At 64.8% G+C, this 619-nt stretch carries 1 protein-coding gene; it reads left to right on the plus strand.

The features are described 5' to 3' along the window. Window positions 1-619, plus strand: a 619-nt coding sequence (locus KBI52_RS01020) for a transposase (protein ID WP_371823090.1), incomplete at both ends; no start/stop codon positions are given.

Genomic DNA, 619 nt, shown 5'->3' on the forward strand with positions numbered 1-619 from the left:
GACGCGTGTACCGCGATGTCACCCGCAAAGTCGCCGGTGATGAGGTTCTCTCACGCCGGTTTGCTTCTCTGCTCGGCCTCGTCGAGCGTCTTCTGACGCAGGAGCGCACGAGCAAGAACAAGCTCTACAGCCTCCACGCCCCAGAGGTGGTGTGCATCGCCAAGGGCAAGGCGCATCGGCCGTACGAATTCGGCTCCAAGGTCGCACTGGCGGTGACCAACCGCGAAGGCTTCGTGCTCGCGTCCAAGGCACTGGAGGGCAATCCATATGATGGCCACACGCTCAGCGCCACCGTGGGGCAGGTGACGGCCTTGAGTGGGGTTGAGCCCGCGCGCATTTACGTCGACCTGGGCTATCGTGGGCACGACTATGCGCATAAGGAGCGCGTGTTCATTGCCCGCCAGCGGCGGGGGCTCACGCCCACGATCAGGCGCGAGCTGCGACGCCGGTCGGCGATCGAGCCGATGATCGGACACATGAAGGCGGACGGGCGATTGGGACGCAATCACCTGCTCGGAGCGGCCGGCGACGCCATCAATGCGCTGCTGGTGGCAGCCGGGCACAATCTGCGGCTGATCCTGAACTGGCTCAGGCTTTTTGTGGCCTGGCTCATGGCAGC

Source organism: Microvirga sp. HBU67558 (assembly GCF_018069605.1).
Lineage (GTDB): Bacteria > Pseudomonadota > Alphaproteobacteria > Rhizobiales > Beijerinckiaceae > Microvirga > Microvirga terrae.